Annotated in this window: 12 protein-coding genes; 8 read left to right on the top strand and 4 right to left on the bottom strand. The window is 73.9% G+C overall.

Features of this window, described 5'->3' with window-relative positions; translation table 11 throughout:
- Positions 1-24: 24 nt before the first annotated feature.
- Positions 25-642 carry a response regulator transcription factor gene (locus ACQ452_RS28185; protein WP_433388810.1) on the bottom strand — a complete coding sequence of 206 codons (618 nt, stop codon included), beginning with the start codon at positions 640-642 and terminating at the stop codon, positions 25-27.
- Between the two features lie 162 nt (positions 643-804).
- On the opposite strand from ACQ452_RS28185, the gene fdhD reads away from it, so the two are divergent.
- The gene (gene fdhD / locus ACQ452_RS28190; RefSeq protein WP_433388812.1) at positions 805-1,659 is read left to right on the top strand and encodes a formate dehydrogenase accessory sulfurtransferase FdhD; all 855 of its coding nucleotides are present in this window, start codon (positions 805-807) and stop codon (positions 1,657-1,659) included.
- A gap of 4 nt (positions 1,660-1,663) precedes the next feature.
- Here the strand turns inward: fdhD and ACQ452_RS28195 are convergent, their stop codons facing one another.
- A complete protein-coding gene (locus ACQ452_RS28195; protein WP_433388814.1) occupies positions 1,664-2,359 on the bottom strand; it encodes a GAP family protein in 696 nt (231 codons plus the stop codon).
- A gap of 310 nt (positions 2,360-2,669) precedes the next feature.
- Positions 2,670-3,335, bottom strand: a complete 666-nt coding sequence (locus ACQ452_RS28200) for a class I SAM-dependent methyltransferase (RefSeq protein WP_433388815.1) — start codon at positions 3,333-3,335, stop codon at positions 2,670-2,672.
- Between the two features lie 72 nt (positions 3,336-3,407).
- On the opposite strand from ACQ452_RS28200, the gene ACQ452_RS28205 reads away from it, so the two are divergent.
- Together ACQ452_RS28205 and ACQ452_RS28210 are read left to right on the top strand one after the other, a co-directional pair.
- Entirely contained in the window at positions 3,408-4,367 is a 960-nt protein-coding gene (locus ACQ452_RS28205) for an alpha/beta hydrolase family protein (protein ID WP_433388817.1), read from the top strand.
- Positions 4,368-4,498: 131 nt separating this feature from the next.
- Positions 4,499-4,888, top strand: a complete 390-nt coding sequence (locus tag ACQ452_RS28210; protein WP_433388819.1) for a hypothetical protein — start codon at positions 4,499-4,501, stop codon at positions 4,886-4,888.
- A 52-nt stretch (positions 4,889-4,940) separates the two neighbouring features.
- On the opposite strand, the gene ACQ452_RS28215 is transcribed toward ACQ452_RS28210, so the two are convergent.
- Complete coding sequence (locus ACQ452_RS28215) at positions 4,941-6,053, bottom strand: DUF4192 domain-containing protein (RefSeq protein WP_433388821.1); 1,113 nt, start codon at positions 6,051-6,053, stop codon at positions 4,941-4,943.
- A 302-nt stretch (positions 6,054-6,355) separates the two neighbouring features.
- Here ACQ452_RS28215 and ACQ452_RS28220 point away from each other — a divergent pair, with 302 nt between their 5' ends.
- The 5 genes from ACQ452_RS28220 (at position 6,356) to ACQ452_RS28240 (ending at position 13,158) form a co-directional block, all read left to right on the top strand.
- A complete protein-coding gene (locus tag ACQ452_RS28220; RefSeq protein ID WP_433388823.1) occupies positions 6,356-7,330 on the top strand; it encodes a fructosamine kinase family protein in 975 nt (324 codons plus the stop codon).
- Entirely contained in the window at positions 7,327-8,340 is a 1,014-nt protein-coding gene (gene moaA / locus ACQ452_RS28225) for a GTP 3',8-cyclase MoaA (RefSeq protein ID WP_433388824.1), read from the top strand. Before ACQ452_RS28220 ends, moaA begins: the two co-directional genes overlap by 4 nt.
- 2 nt (positions 8,341-8,342) lie before the next feature.
- Complete coding sequence (locus ACQ452_RS28230; protein ID WP_433388826.1) at positions 8,343-8,603, top strand: MoaD/ThiS family protein; 261 nt, start codon at positions 8,343-8,345, stop codon at positions 8,601-8,603.
- Positions 8,604-8,618: 15 nt separating this feature from the next.
- Entirely contained in the window at positions 8,619-9,863 is a 1,245-nt protein-coding gene (locus ACQ452_RS28235) for a metallophosphoesterase (RefSeq protein WP_433388827.1), read from the top strand.
- Between the two features lie 100 nt (positions 9,864-9,963).
- Entirely contained in the window at positions 9,964-13,158 is a 3,195-nt protein-coding gene (locus ACQ452_RS28240; protein WP_433388829.1) for a UvrD-helicase domain-containing protein, read from the top strand.
- Positions 13,159-13,259 lie beyond the last annotated feature (101 nt).

Consider the following 13,259-nt stretch of genomic DNA (forward strand, 5'->3'; position numbering starts at 1 on the left):
CGGTCACAGTAGCCGGGCCGCCACCTAGGCGGCGGGTTCGAGTCCGAAGATCATCGCCACCCGGGTCAGCCCGGCCTTGTTCACCGCCCCCGTCTTCTGCCGCAGGCGGTGGGTGTAGGTGTCCACGGTGGATTTCGACAGCGACAGCCGGCGGGCGATCTGCTGGTGCGTGAGGCCCTCCGCGATGAGCCAGAGCACCTCCCGCTCGCGGGTCGTCAGCGCGGGCGGGCCGCCGTCGCAGGCGTCCACGGCGGGCTCGGCCAGCAGGGCGATCCGCGCGGAGCCCGCCAGGTAGAGGTCACCCCGGCCGGCGGCGTGCACCGCCGCCAACAACGTGACCTCGTCGACGTCCCGGCCCAGGTAGGCGAGCGTGCCGGTGCCCAACGCGGCCCGCACCAGCGACGGGTCGAGGCACGTCCCCAGCACGACGAAGGCCACCCCCTCGGGCCGCGCCACGTCGGCCTCCCCCTCCCGGGGGCGCTGGCCCGTGACGACGACGGTGGGCACGGCCGGCGACGCGGCGACCGCCTCCACCGAGGGGAACACGCCGGTCATGGTCACCCCGTGGGCTCGGTCGAGGGCCTCGGCGACCCCGCGGAAGGTCAGCGACCCGTCGTCCACCACAGCGACCGTAACGGTCATGGCCCATCCTCCGGTCATACGTCGTCGGGCGGTGAAACCGTACGGCCGGCGGCGTACAGGGCACGTACATCGCGGGTACAGCCTGCGCGGCCCGAGCCCCGCCGGCGGCCCCGGGCCGGACTAGCCGCGCGGCGCGGCGGGCACGGGGTGCAGGATGGCGGGATGGGACGGGCGACTGACCGACGTGGCGTACTCCGTATCGACCTCGACGCGGCGACCACCGGCCGCACCTCGGTACGCCGGCAGGACAGCCTCGCCGTGGAGGAGCCGCTGGAGATCCGGGTCGGTGCGGCCGGTCCCGGCCGGCGGCGGCCCCTCGCCGTCACCATGCGTACGCCCGGCGACGACATCGACCTGGCGGTCGGCTTCCTGCTGACCGAGGGGTTCATCCGGTCCGCCGACGACGTGCGCACCGCGCAGCTCTGCGCCGGCGCGCAGACACCCAACACGTACAACGTGGTGGACGTGGTGCTGGCGCCCGACGTGCCCGAGCCCGCCGTCGACGCGTCCCGCAACTTCTACACGACCAGCTCCTGCGGGGTGTGCGGCAAGGCGAGCATCGACGCCGTGCGTACCCGATCGCTCTTCGCGCTGGCCGACGACCCGCTGACCGTGCCGGCGGCGGTCCTGACCGCGCTGCCGGACCGGCTGCGCGCGGCGCAGCGCGGCTTCGACCGCACGGGCGGCCTGCACGCGGCGGGCCTGTTCACCGCCGACGGCGAGCTGGTGGTGCTACGCGAGGACGTCGGCCGGCACAACGCCGTCGACAAGGTGGTCGGCTGGGCGGTCCGCGAGCGGCGGCTGCCGCTGGCCGGGCACGTCCTGCTGGTCTCCGGGCGGGCCAGCTTCGAGCTGACCCAGAAGGCGTGGATGGCGGGGGTGCCGCTGCTCGCGGCGGTCTCCGCGCCGAGCGTCCTGGCGGTGGAACTGGCCGACGAGGCCGGGCTGACGCTCGTCGGCTTCCTGCGCGGCAACACGATGAACGTCTACGCCCGCCCGGACCGGATCACCGTGTGACCCCTCAGTCGAACAGCCCCAGCCGGAACGCGGCGTCGCGGGCCAACAGGAAGCCGGCGATGGCGAGGATCCACCCGAGCATGCCGCCGGAATGCCGCTCGATCCAGCCGTTGAGCCGGACCAGCACCGGCTCGACCAACCTCGGCAGGGCCATCCGGGCCGCCAGCAGCAGCACCGCCGGCAGCACCATGACCAGGCAGTAGCCGGCGAGCAGCCCCACCAGCTCCACCGCGCCGAGACCGGAGGTGGTCAGCAGGCCGACCGCACCGAGGTACGGCAGCATCGTGGCCACCTCCGCGAGCGCGGCGAGCAGCGCCAGCCCCGCCAGCCAGCGCGCCGAGGAGTCGCCGGAGGTGGCCCGGTCCCGCCAGCGCAGTACGCCCCCGGAGCGCCGGGACCGCTTACCGTCGTAGCGGAAGCTCAGCGCGAACAACCCCACGCCGAGCACGAGCTGCGCCCAGAGCACCTGTCGGTTGTCCATCGCCCCGCCGAGCAGGTCGGCCAGCCGACTGCCGCCGAAGGCGAGCAGCAGCCCGACGGCAAAGTAGAAGACGGTGATCGTGCCGAGGTAGACGAGAATGCGCCGGGCGTCGACCCGGCCGGGCGCGAGCAGCAGCCAGATCGGGATGAAGAGCGTGCCGATGCTCGTGCTGTCGACCAGGGCCAGGCCGGCGAGCGGCAGCAGCAGTCCGACGCTCACGCCGGACCAGAGCTCGGCCGGCTCGCCGACACCGGACGACCAACGTGGAGGGATGGCAGCATGTGACGATTCTCGGCTGGCCCGGGGCCGAAGGGGTCGCCCTGCGGGACGAACATCCGCTACATCCTTCGACGGACCCCCGCGCGTCGGGCCCGCCCCGTGCCCACGCAGATGGACTCGATCCGGTCCCGTCGCCGCAGCGCCTCCTGCCGCTTGCCTGACGTCCTCGGCTGGCCCGGCGCTCACCTTCGCGCCGGGCATTGGGGTGGCGAGCGGTGGCGTCGCGGCGGCCGGTGAGTCGTCTGCGACATCAGCTCCAAAGCGTCGCGGGGGCGGAATCCCGACGGGCGAAGAGGATCGCCCCGAGCTTGCTCTCCGGCGAGCACAGGACCGTCTCCGCTTCGACGGTGAAGCCGGCCGTGCGCAGCCAGGCCGCTACGCGGGCGGGCCGGCGGCGGTGGACGTGGACCCTCATGGGATGTCCGCCGTAGCCCTCGGTCTTCAGCCGTGACCCGTCGCCGACGTGGAAGCCGAGCAGCAGCGGACCACCGGGGCGCAGGACCCGCCGGAAGTGCGCGAGGACCGCTCCGACCTCGTCGTCGGGAATGTGGATGAGCGAGTACCAGGCGATCACCCCCGCTACCGAGGCGTCGGCGAGCGTCAGGTCGGTCATGGAGCCCACCTCGAAGCGCAGGTGGGGATGTTCCCGGCGAGCTATCTCGATCATCGCTGGCGAGAGGTCGATCCCGAAGGCGTCGACGTCGTGCTCGTGGAGGTGGGCGGTGATGCGTCCGGGCCCGCATCCGACGTCGGCGACCGGCCCGCCACCGGCGGCCCGCACCAGCTCGGCGAACGTCGCCAGGGCCGCGCGTTCGTGGGGCGCGTCGGCCAGGAGGCCGCGTACCAGTTCCACGTAGTCGGTCGCCACCGTGTCGTAGGAGTCCCTGGTGTCCGCCAACCAGCCCGCACTGCCCACACCCGACACCCTACGAGGGCGGCCGGGCCGGTGGGGCCGCGCGGGCGACCGGCCGGTGGTTGACTGCCCCGCATGGAGCTGAGCGTCGGCGAGCAGCAACTTCCCGCCACCCTGCATCTGCCGATCGGTCCGCCCCGGGGAGCCCTCGCCGTGTTGCACGGCTCGCACCAGGGCACGCGGCGGTGGTTCCTCTACGAGCACCTGGCCCGGCTGCTGCCGCCGGCCGGCATCGCGGTGCTGCGCTACGACCGTCGCCCCCGGATCGACGGGCGCGACGTGCCGCTCAGCGCCCAGGCCGACGACGCGGCGGCGGCCCTCGACGTGTTGCGCCGGCAGGTCGGCGACGTGCCGGTCGGGCTGTGGGGGTTCAGCCAGGGGTCCTGGGCGGCGGTGCTGACCGCCAGCCGGCACCCGGTCGACTTCCTCGTGCTCGTCGGGTGCAGCGGGGTCAGCCCCGCCCGGCAGATGCGATACGGCACCGCCGAGCAACTTCGCCGCCACGGGTACGGCGACGCCGACCTGGCCGAGTTGGACCGACTGCGTGGGCTGGCCGAGGCGTACCTGCGGGGTGGGGTGTCCCGGGCGGTGGCCCAGGCGGAAATGGACGCGGCTGTCGAGCGGCCCTGGTTTCCGTTGGCGTTCCTGCCGCGCGAGGTTTCGGAGCCGGGTGCCTGGGCGGACATGGACTTCGACCCGGAGCCGATCTTCGCGGCGCTGGCCTGCCCGGTGCTGCTCTGCTACGGCGAGACCGATGCCTGGACTCCGATCGAGCAGAGCCTGACGGTGTGGCGCCGGGCCGCGCGCGACGCGGAGCTGACCGTCGCCCGGCTGGCCGGCTGCGACCACGCGCCCACCCAGGGCGAGGTCGGGGACCTGGGTGGCATCAGCCCACAGTACGAGGAGGTCCTGCTCTCCTGGCTGGATCAGCGGCTCGCCTCGCCGCCCCCCGCATCCTGCCCGCCGGATGCGGGCGTCTCGGGACTGGGCGAGATGGCGGAGCGCCGATGTCGTGCTGATGGCCGCGCGAATTAATAGCCGGCCCTAAATACCACACGGAATTGCCCACACCCCCTTCCGTAAGGGGATAAATGAAGTACTTGACTGCTCAACTTTCTGCTGGTAATGTCTCCTTTCAATGGAAATAGCTACCGAAAGGGAGTTTCGTGCGCCTGAAATCAATTGCCCTCGCCGTATCCGTCGCGGGCCTGCTGGCCACCGCCCCCGCCGCTTCGGCGGCAGCCGCCGAGCCGGGAGATGAGGCGTGGCCGCCCGGGAACTGCCCGAAGGGCGCGTTCTGCGTCTGGCCCAACTGGGCTGAGCCGGCGACCCCTCCCACGGAGACCCCGTCCCTGGTGACCTACGGCGAGTGGTCCGGCAGCGTCCCGGGATTGACCTACTACAACTACACCTCTCGGAACGTCGAGATGGAACACGTCTACACCTGGCCCGACGGGAAGAAGACCACGCAAAAGACCTGCTCCATCCCTGGCGGCAGGATTTTCTACCTGCCCATGGCCGTGACGAAGGTGAACTGGCACCCGGGCTCCTGCTGACCCTGAGATCAGGGCTGCCGGCAGTCGGCACATCATCCCGACGTTGACCGGATCAGCGGACGCGGCGCCGGCGGCGCAGCACACCCGAGTTGCTCACCGCCGGCCAGCCGTCCAGCTCGGACGGGGGCACGCCCCGGCGCAGCAGGTCGTCGATGAGCAGCGCCATCGAGTGGCCGGGGTGCTCGGCCAGGGCCCGCTCCAGGGCCACCGCCGCCAGCGCCCCCTGCCCCGCCCGCCACGCCGCGAACGCCAGCAGCGCGGCCGGCACGGCGATCAGTGCCGGCTCGGCCCGGCGCAGCACGTCGGCCCAGAGCGCGATGTCCGCGTCCCGCCCGTCGGTGCGCTCCCACGCGTGGTCGCGTACGGGCAGGCGGGTCAGCAGCACGCTCAGCCAGGCCACCTCGCCGTCGCTGAGCACCTGGCCCCGCCGGTGGCGGCGCAGCGCGGAGCGTACCGCCGCGACCCCGGCCGAACGGATCACCCGCTCGCCGCGCTGGTCCGTCGTGGCGGCCTCGTCGAGCAACTCCGCCAGGCGCCGCTCGGCGCGGGCGGTGGCCCGGCTGACCGCGGAGCGGGCCGGACCGGTCACCGGGGCGACCTGCGCGACCAGGGCGGCCCGGTCGGGCAGCGCGACCTGGCCGGCGAAGACGGCCGCCGCGCTGACCTCGCTGGCGCCGACGTCGTAGGGCGTGCCGTCGGGCGGGCAGCACTCCGGCTCCGCGCAGAGGTACGACCAGTAGCGTCCCTCGGTGACCCGTAGGGCGTCGAGCACGGAAAGCCCGGCGACGGCCAGCGCGGCGCACACGGCGTCGACCGCCGGGGTGACCAGGGCCGCCGGGCCGTAGCCCAGGACCGTGGCGGTCTCGACATGCTGCCGGGCGACGACGCTGGCGAGGTGGCCGGCGGGGTCGGGCAGGTCGGCGGGGTCGGGCAGGTCGGCAAGGTCGGGCAGGTCGGCAAGGTGGGGTACGTCGGTGTGGTCTGGCAGGGCGGCGAGATCGCGGAGATCGCGCAGGTCGGCACGGGCGGCGAAGGTGATCCGGCGATCCCGCATGGCCACCACGACCACGCTGTCGGTCGGGTGGAAGCCGAGCAGGTAGGGCACGGCGGCGATGAGGTCGGCGGGCGAACGGACGGCGAGCCGCGGTCGGTCGGTCGGGGTCATGTCTGGCAGCCTGCGGTGGGGACAAATCGGGGACCACCCCTGTGGATGACACGCGGGTTATCCACAGACACGGAGAGTATTTACGCAGCTCACGGCGTTTTTCCACGCCGCCATTTCGCCCCGTGCGGGGACCGCTCAGCCAGTCCCCGGAGACCTTGGCACGAGACGGCCCCCAGGGAGACCGAAATCCACCAAGATCCACAAGAGAAGCGCGACGCTGCGGGCGACGCGGACGGGCGGCGTGGCGCGGCGAGAGGGAGGCGCGGCGGGGTGCCGGCGGCGGGAGGGGTTACGTTGCGTGGATGGATCTGGCGTATCTGCGGGCGCACCCGGAGCACCTGCCGACCTTCCTGACGCACCAGCGGATCCGGGAGACGCCAGTCGCCGGCGGTGGCATCTGTGCCGCGTCCCGGCTGACGCTGGACGACGGGCACTCGGTGTTCGCGAAGACCTGGCCGGAGAGCGCCGGCCGGCCCGTGCCGGCGGGTTTCTTCGCCGCCGAGGCGGCCGGGCTGCGTTGGCTCCGCGAGGCCGGGACGGTCGCCGTACCGGAGGTGGTCGTGGCGCTGCCCGAGCTGCTCGCGCTGGACTGGGTCGACACCGGCGAGCCGACGCCGGAGGCGGCCGACCGGTTCGGGCGGGAGCTGGCCGAGCTGCACCGGAGCGGAACCGGGCCGCAGGGCGAGCCCCAGCCGGAGGGTGGGACACACGACGAGTCCCAGGCCGGGGGCGGGGCGTTCGGTGCCGGATGGGCCGGTTTCATCGGTGCGCTGCCGGCGGACAACACACCCGACCGCGGCCCCTGGTCGGGTTGGTTCGCCCGATCGCGGCTCGTGCCGTACCTCCGGATGTCGGTCGACAACGGCGCGCTCGGCGGCGGCGAGGCCCGCCTGGTCGAGGAGGTCGTCGAGCGGGTCGGCGAGTTCGGTGGGGACGAGCCCCCGGCCCGGATCCACGGCGACCTGTGGTCGGGCAACGTGCTGTGGGGCGCGGACGGGCGGGTCTGGCTGGTGGATCCGGCGGCGCACGGCGGGCACCGCGAGACGGACCTGGCGCAGCTGGCGCTCTTCGGCGGGGTGCCGCACCTCGACCGGATCCTCGCCGCGTACGCGGAGCGGTGGCCGCTGGCCGACGGGTGGCGGGAGCGGGTGCCGCTGCACCAGCTCCACCTGCTGCTCGTGCACGCCGCCCTGTTCGGCGGGGCGTACCGTGGCGCGGTCGCCCGGACCGCCCGCTCGACCCTGTCGGGGCTCGGGCGCGCTACCGTCAACAGGTGACCGCTGCCCCGCCGACCGCTGGCGTCCTCGCCGACCGGTACGGCCGCGTCGCCCGGGATCTGCGGGTCTCCCTGACCGACAAGTGCAACCTGCGCTGCACCTACTGCATGCCGGCCGAGGGGCTGGCCTGGCTGCCCGGCCCGCAACTGCTCGGCGACGACGAGATCGTCCGGCTGGTCGGGGTCGCGGTGCGCCTGCTCGGCGTGACCGAGGTGCGCTTCACCGGCGGGGAGCCGCTGATCCGGCCCGGCCTGCCCGGCATCGTGGCGGCCGTGGCGGCGTTGGCGCCGCGCCCGCGGATCTCGCTGACCACCAACGGCCTCGGGCTGGACCGGCTCGCGACCGCGCTACACGCCGCCGGGCTGGATCGGGTGAACGTGTCCCTGGACACGCTGGATCCGCAGCGGTTCACGCGGCTGACCCGCCGCCCGCGCCTGGCGGACGTGCTGGCCGGGCTGGCCGGGGCCGCCGCCGCCGGGCTCACCCCCGTGAAGATCAACTCGGTGCTGATCCGGGGCGTCAACGACGACGAGGCGCCGGAGCTGCTCCGCTTCGCCCTCGCGCACGGCTACGAGCTGCGGTTCATCGAGCAGATGCCGCTGGACGCCCAGCACGGCTGGGACCGCGCCACCATGATCACCGCGGACGAGATCCTGGCCTCGTTGCGCGAGGAGTTCGACCTGACCCCCGATCCGGTACGGCGCGGCGCCGCCCCGGCCGAGACCTGGCTGGTAGACGGCGGCCCCGCCCGGGTCGGCGTGATCGCCAGCGTCACCCGGCCATTCTGCGGCGACTGCGACCGCACCCGGCTCACCGCCGACGGCCAGGTCCGCAACTGCCTCTTCGCCACCGAGGAGTCCGACCTGCGTGGTGCCCTGCGGGCCGGGGCGGACGACGCCGAGCTGGCCCGGCGCTGGCAGGTCGCGACGGCGGGCAAGCGGGCCGGGCACGACATCGACGATCCGACCTTCCTGCAACCCACCCGGCCGATGTCCGCGATCGGAGGCTGACCGTGAGCACACCGACGGCCGCGCTGACCGTGCGCTACTTCGCCGGGGCGCGGGCCGCCGCCGGCCGGGCCGAGGAGAACGCATCCGCCGGACGGTCCCTGGACGAACTTGTCCTGGAGCTGACCGCCCGGCACGGCGAGCGGCTCGCCGCCGTGCTGGGGATGGCGAGCTTCCTGGTCGACGGTGTGACCTGTCATGATCGACAGGCACCGCTACCGGCCGGGGCCACGATCGACGTCCTGCCACCCTTCGCGGGCGGCTGAGGAAAGGCACACACCATGCTGGCGACACTGGCGTTCGTCGCCACCATCGCGCTGATCACCGGCCTGATCCACGCCTACCTGTGGAAGCGCCTGGTGCGGGACACCACCGCCCCGGGGCGCTGGCGGCGCGTCGGCGGGATCGCCGCCCTGGTGCTCGCGCTGCTCGTACCGGTGACCATGGCCGGCACGCAGGCGGGCCTCTACTGGCTCGCGTGGCCGGGCTATCTCTGGCTCGCCATCATGTTCTACCTGCTGGTCCTGCTGGTCGCGCTGGAAGTGCCGATGGCGGTCACGAAGCTCGTGCTGCGCCGCCGGGTCGCCGCCGCCGAGCCCACCGCCGCCGCGCCCGAGCCCGCCATGGTGGGCGCGGCCGGCCCGGCCGACCCACCGGCCGCCGACGCCGTCGCGCAGCCCGACCACGACCCGGCCCGCCGGCTGCTGCTCGCCCGTGGGGCGGCGATCTTCGCCGGGCTCACCGCCACCGGCCTCACCGGGTACGGCATCCGCACCGCGCTCGGCCCGCCGCAACTCGACCGGGTGCAGATCCCGCTGGCCAAGCTCCCCCGCAGCATGGACGGCCTGCGCATCGCCACGGTCTCCGACATCCACCTCGGCCCGTTGCGCGGGCGGGCGCACACCGAGCGCATCGTCGCCGCGATCAACCGCCTGGACGCCGACATCGTCGCCGTCGTCGGTGACCTGGTCGACGGCTCGGTCGCCGAGCTGGGCGAGGCCGCCGAGCCGCTGCGTGGGCTGCGCTCGCGGCACGGCAGCTACTTCGTCACCGGCAACCACGAGTACTACTCGGGCGTCGAGGAGTGGGTCCAGGAACTGGACAGCCTCGGGCTGCGCGTCATGCAGAACCAGCGCACGGAGATCCAGGCCCGCGGCGGCGTGCTCGACCTGGCCGGCGTGAACGACGTCACCGCCGCCGGCACCGGGCTGGCCGCCCCGGCGGACTACGCGGCGGCGCTCGGCGACCGCGACCCGAGCCGCCCCGTCGTACTGCTCGCCCACCAACCGGTCGCCGCGGTCGAGGCGGCGAAGTTCGGCGTCGACCTCCAGCTCTCCGGGCACACCCACGGCGGCCAGATCGTCCCGTTCAACCTGCTGGTGAAGCTCCAGCAGCCGGTGGTCTCCGGCCTCGGCGAGGTGGACGGCACCCAGGTCTACGTCACGAACGGTGCCGGGTTCTGGGGGCCGCCGGTGCGCGTCGGCGCCGAACCGCAGATCACCCTGGTGGAACTGCGCGCCCGCTGACCCATAGCGCGGGCCGGCGGCGTTGTCCAGCACCCGATGCTCAGGTCACGGGTGTGCGTGGCGGCGGGTGGGTAATGGCGCGGGCGTGACAGGATGCGGCGTGCCTCCGTTCAGTCCCGCACCCCCCGGCGGCCCTTCGCCGTTCGTCGCGGATCTGCACATCCACTCGAAGTACTCGCGCGCGTGCAGCCGCGACCTCACCCTGCCCAACCTGGGGTGGTGGGCCCGACGCAAGGGCATCGGGGTGCTGGGCACCGGCGACTTCACCCACCCCGCCTGGTACGACCACCTGCGTGACACGCTGCACCCGGCCGAGCCCGGCCTGCACCGGCTCAGCCCGGAGGCGGAGCGGGACATCGCCCGCCGGCTGCCGCCCCGGCTCGCGAGCGAGGCGGAGACGGATCCGGTCCGGTTCATGCTCAGCGTGGAGATCTCCACGATCTACAAGCGCGACGACCGCACCCGCAAGGTGCACCACCTGATCTACCTGCCCGACCTGGACGCGGTGGCCCGGTTCAACACCGCCCTCGGCCGGATCGGCAACCTCGGCTCCGACGGCCGGCCGATCCTCGGCCTGGACTCGCGGGACCTGCTGGAGATCACGCTGGAGGCCAGCGCCGACGGCTACCTCGTGCCGGCGCACATCTGGACCCCGTGGTTCTCCGCGCTGGGCTCCAAGTCGGGCTTCGACGCGATCGCCGACTGCTACGCCGACCTGGCCGAACACATCTTCGCCGTGGAGACCGGCCTCTCCTCCGACCCGGAGATGAACTGGCGGGTCGGCAGCCTGGACGGCTACCGGCTGGTGTCGAACTCCGACGCGCACTCGCCGCCGGCGCTGGCCCGGGAGGCCACCGTCTTCGCCACCGCCCGCGACTACTTCGCCATCCGGGACGCCCTGCGTACCGGCGACGGGCTCGCCGGCACCGTCGAGTTCTTCCCCGAGGAGGGGAAGTACCACGCCGACGGGCACCGGCTCTGCGGGGTCAACTGGTCGCCCGGGCAGACCCGCGCCGCCGCCGGTCGCTGCCCGGAGTGCGGCAAGCCACTGACGGTCGGCGTACTCAGCCGGATCGAGGAACTGGCCGACCGGCCCTCGGGGCACCGGCCCCCGCACGCCCCCGACGTCACCCACCTGGTGCCGCTGGCCGAGGTCCTCGGCGAGCTCAACAAGGTGGGCGCCCGGTCCAAGAAGGTCGAGGGGAAGCTCAACGAGCTGCTCGCCGCACTCGGCCCGGAGCTGGAGATCCTCACCACCACCCCGCTCGACGAGATCGGCCGGGTCGGCGGTGAACTGCTCGCCGAGGGCATCGGTCGGCTGCGCCGGGGCGACGTGCGGCGGGTCCCCGGATACGACGGCGAGTACGGCGTCATCACCCTCTTCGACCCGGCCGAGCTGGGCGTGCGCACCGGCACGGCGCAGGAGACCCTCTTCGACGTACCCGTGCCCGCGCAGCGCAGCCCCGCGGAGCCGGCGCCGAAGCCCCGGGCCAAGCGCGCAGCGGTGGCCGGGGCCGAGCCGAAGCGCAGGGCCGCGCCGCCCGCGCCGGCGCCCCCGATCGCGCCGACGCCCTCCCCGCACGAGCCGTTCGAGCCGATGCTCGCCGGCATGGAGGAGGTCGGCACCGGCCTGCTCGACCGCCTGGACGCCATGCAGCGGGTGGCGGCCTCCGCGCCGGGCGGGCCGCTGCTCATCGTCGCCGGGCCGGGCACCGGCAAGACCCGGACGCTGACCCACCGCATCGCCTACCTCTGCGCGGAGCTGAACGTCTTCCCCGAGCAGTGCCTGGCGATCACGTTCACCCGGCGGGCCGCCGAGGAACTGCGGCACCGCCTCGACGGCCTGCTCGGGCCGGTCGCCGAGGACGTCACCGTCGGCACCTTCCACTCGCTGGGGCTGACCATCCTCCGGGAGAACGCCGACGCCGCCGGCCTGCCGGCGGACTTCCGGATCGCCGACGACGCCCAGCGGGCGGCGGCCCGCGCCCAGGCCGGCACCGACGAGGCCGGCTACGCGGCGCTGCTGCGCAAGCAGGACCTGGTCGACCTGGACGAGCTGCTGACCCTGCCGGTCACGCTGCTGAGGGCCGACCGGAAGCTGGTGCAGCGGTACCGGGAGCGCTGGAGTTGGATCTTCGTCGACGAATACCAGGACGTCGACGAGGTGCAGTACGAACTGCTGCGGCTGCTCAGCCCCGCCGACGGCAACCTCTGCGCGATCGGCGACCCGGACCAGGCCATCTACTCTTTCCGGGGCGCCGACGTCGGCTACTTCCTGCGCTTCTCCCAGGACTTCGTCGACGCCCGGCTGGTCCGGCTCAACCGCAACTACCGCTCGTCGGCGCCCATCCTGGCCGCCGCCGTGCAGGCCATCGCGCCGTCGTCGCTGGTGCGGGGCCGCCGCCTCGACCCGGCCCGGCTCGACCCGGAGGCCCCGCTGGTCGGCCGCTACCCGGCGGCCTCCGTCTCCGACGAGGCCGACTTCGTCGTACGCACCGTCGACGAACTGGTCGGCGGGCTCTCCCACCGGTCGCTGGACTCGGGGCGGATCGACGGCCGGTCGACCGCGCTCTCCTTCTCCGACATCGCGGTGCTCTACCGCACCGACGCGCAGGCCGCACCGATCGTGGACGCGCTGGCCCGGGCGAACATCCCCGTGCAGAAGCGCTCGCACGACCGGCTGCGGGACCGGCCCGGGGTGTCCGCCATCGCCCGGGAACTGCGCCACGCCGACGGGCTCGACGGTTCGCTGGTCGCGCGGGTCCGGTTGGCCGGGCAGGTGCTGGCGGAGCGCTTCGCCGTGCCGACGTTGGACGGTGCCGGCACGATCCGCCCGGAGGACGTCCGCTCCGCCGTGGACCTGCTCACCCCGCTGGCCCGCCGCTGCGGCGACGACCTGCCGCTGTTGCTGTCCCAGCTCGCCACCGGGGCGGAGGTGGACGCGCTCGACCCCCGTGCCGAGGCCGTCACCCTGCTCACCCTGCACGCCGCCAAGGGGCTGGAGTTCCCCGTGGTCTTCCTCGTCGGTGCCGAGGACGGGCTGCTCCCGCTGCGCTGGCCCGGCAGCACCCCCGACTCCGATGCGATCGCCGAGGAACGGCGGCTCTTCTTCGTCGGGCTGACCCGGGCCCAGGACCGGCTGTACGTGACCCACGCCGCCCGCCGCAGCCGGCACGGCACGGAACGCGAGTGCGCCCCGTCGCCGTTCCTCGACGTCATCGACCCGGGCCTGTTCGAACGCTTCGGCGATGCCGAACCCCGCCGCCCCAAGGACCGCCAGCTCCGCCTCATCTAGGTGGCCCGAGGCCCGTCGCCGCCCCTCGTGGACGGCGCCGGGGCGGGGCGGCCCGGTGCGGTGGCGCGTTCGACGCGGGAAGGCCCGTTGCCGGACACGCT

The sequence above is a fragment of the Micromonospora sp. KLBMP9576 genome, from assembly GCF_050941805.1.
Taxonomy (GTDB): Bacteria; Actinomycetota; Actinomycetes; order Mycobacteriales; family Micromonosporaceae; genus Micromonospora.

Coding starts and splice junctions, on each gene's coding strand:
- fdhD (WP_433388812.1), top strand. CDS start 805: ATGGGACGGGCGACTGACCGACGTGGCGTACTCCGTATCGACCTCGAC.
- ACQ452_RS28220 (WP_433388823.1), top strand. CDS start 6,356: ATGGATCTGGCGTATCTGCGGGCGCACCCGGAGCACCTGCCGACCTTC.
- ACQ452_RS28205 (WP_433388817.1), top strand. CDS start 3,408: ATGGAGCTGAGCGTCGGCGAGCAGCAACTTCCCGCCACCCTGCATCTG.
- ACQ452_RS28235 (WP_433388827.1), top strand. CDS start 8,619: ATGCTGGCGACACTGGCGTTCGTCGCCACCATCGCGCTGATCACCGGC.
- ACQ452_RS28215 (WP_433388821.1), bottom strand. CDS start 6,053: ATGACCCCGACCGACCGACCGCGGCTCGCCGTCCGTTCGCCCGCCGAC.
- ACQ452_RS28185 (WP_433388810.1), bottom strand. CDS start 642: ATGACCGTTACGGTCGCTGTGGTGGACGACGGGTCGCTGACCTTCCGC.